At 67.3% G+C, this 2,024-nt stretch carries 1 protein-coding gene and 1 pseudogene; both read left to right on the plus strand.

Translation table 11 applies throughout. The features are described 5' to 3' along the window. Window positions 1-174 precede the first annotated feature (174 nt). Window positions 175-1,086 (plus strand): ABC transporter ATP-binding protein, encoded by a 912-nt coding sequence (locus tag AC1DYI_RS33950; RefSeq protein ID WP_477208508.1) that lies wholly within the window; start codon window positions 175-177, stop codon window positions 1,084-1,086. Window positions 1,087-1,088: 2 nt separating this feature from the next. After that, window positions 1,089-2,024: pseudogene (locus AC1DYI_RS33955) on the plus strand (hypothetical protein); the annotation flags it as partial.

Here is a 2,024-nt window from a genome sequence, read left to right on the forward strand (position 1 = left end):
ATCCGGTTTCACAGCCCATCGCCAGCGCCGTTCCGTTCATGCTGCACCAACTGCAGCCTGTCACCGCCCGCCCGCAGTCTGTCGTTTCGCGCTCCAACGTGTGTTGGTCCACCAATACAGTCCACGCCGTTCGCGGCCCGTCGGCCGCCAGCTGGCCATGAAAGCGAGACAACCATGCTGCAGATCCGAGACCTGACCCACGTCTATCCCAATGGCACCCGCGCGCTCGACGCGGTATCGCTGGACATCCCGGCCGGCATGTTCGGCCTGCTCGGGCCGAACGGCGCCGGCAAGTCGTCGCTGATGCGCTGTCTGACGACGTTGCAGGTGCCGACCTCGGGCCAGATCCGCTTCGCCGAGATCGACGTGCTGAAGCAGCCGGAAGCCCTGCGCGCCACGCTGGGCTACCTGCCGCAGGACTTTGGCGTCTACCCCCGCGTCTCGGCGAACGACATGCTGGAGCACCTGGCGGTGCTCAAGGGCGTGGCCGGCCGCGGCGAGCGGCGCGACACCGTCGACGCGCTGCTGCGCCAGGTCAACCTGTGGGACGTTCGCAAGAAGGCCATCGCCGGTTTCTCGGGCGGCATGCGGCAACGCTTCGGCATCGCCCAGGCGCTGATCGGCAACCCGCGTCTGATCATCGTCGACGAGCCCACCGCCGGGCTGGACCCGGAAGAGCGAAACCGCTTCAACAACCTGCTGKCCGAAATCGGCGAGAGCGTGGCCGTGATCCTGTCGACCCACATCGTCGACGACGTGACCGACCTGTGCCCGCGCATGGCCATTCTGGTCAGCGGTCGCATCGTGCAGATGGGCACGCCGGCCGATCTGATCGCTGCGATCCAGGGCCGCATCTGGCAAGCCAGCATCGACAAGCACGAGCTCGACTCGGCGCGCCAGGCGCATGCCGTGATCGCCACCCGGCTGCGTGGCGGCCGCACAGTGATCCGTGTCGTGGCCGATGCGTCGCCGGGTGTGGGCTTCACGCCGGTCGAAGCCGGTCTCGAAGACGTCTACTTCGCGACGCTGACCCGCCATCGCCAGGCCGAAGCCTCGGTCGCCGCCAAGCAACAGAAGGCCGCCTGATCATGTTTGCGAGCATTGCCAGCTTCGAATGGCGCTACCAGATCAAGAGCCCCGTGTTCTGGGTCGGTTGCCTGCTGTTCTTCCTCTTCGCCTTCGGTGCCACCACGGTCGACACGATCCAGATCGGCAGCCGGGGCAACGTCAACATCAACTCGCCTTACGCCATCGTGCAGATGATGGCCATCATGACCGTGTTGGCGGTCTTCGTGGTCGTCGCCATGGTGGCCGGCCCGGTGATCCGCGATGACGAAACCGGCTTCGCGCCGATCCTGCGCAGCACCCGCTTGCGCAAGGGCGCTTACCTCGGCGGGCGCTTCAGCGGCGCCGTGGCTGCCGCGCTGCTGGTGTTGGCTTCGGTGCCCCTGGCCGTCGCCATCGGCTCCTTCATGCCCTGGTTGGACGCCGAGAAGGTCGGCCCCTTCGTGCCCGTGCACTACCTGTACGCCCTCTTCGTGATCGGCCTGCCGTCGCTGCTGATCACCGGCGCCGCCTTCTTCGCGCTGGCCACGGCCACGCGCTCGATGATGTGGACCTATGTCTGCGCCGTCGCGATGCTGGTGGGCTTTTCGGTCTCGCGCATCTGGCTGCGCGAGCTGCAGCAGGACACGATCTCGGCGCTGACGGATCCGTTCGGCCTCTCGGCCCTGTCCATCACCACCAAGTACTGGACAGCCTCGGACCGCAACACGATGCTGCCGCCGCTGACGGGCCTGCTCCTCGCCAACCGCCTGCTGTGGATCGGCGTGGCCGCAGCCTTGTTCGCCTTCACCTGGCGCATCTTCCGTTTCGAGACGCGCTCCGGCAACGCCGCGGTCAAGCCGGCCGAGCGCGAAGTCGCTGCAGCTCCCACCGCCCGCATCGGTGCCCTGCCCGCGCCTCAAGCCAACGCTGCCACGCGCTTCGCCCAGTTGCTGGCACTGGCACGCTTCGACATGGCC

It is taken from the genome of Ideonella sp. P3_A4, assembly GCF_056403075.1.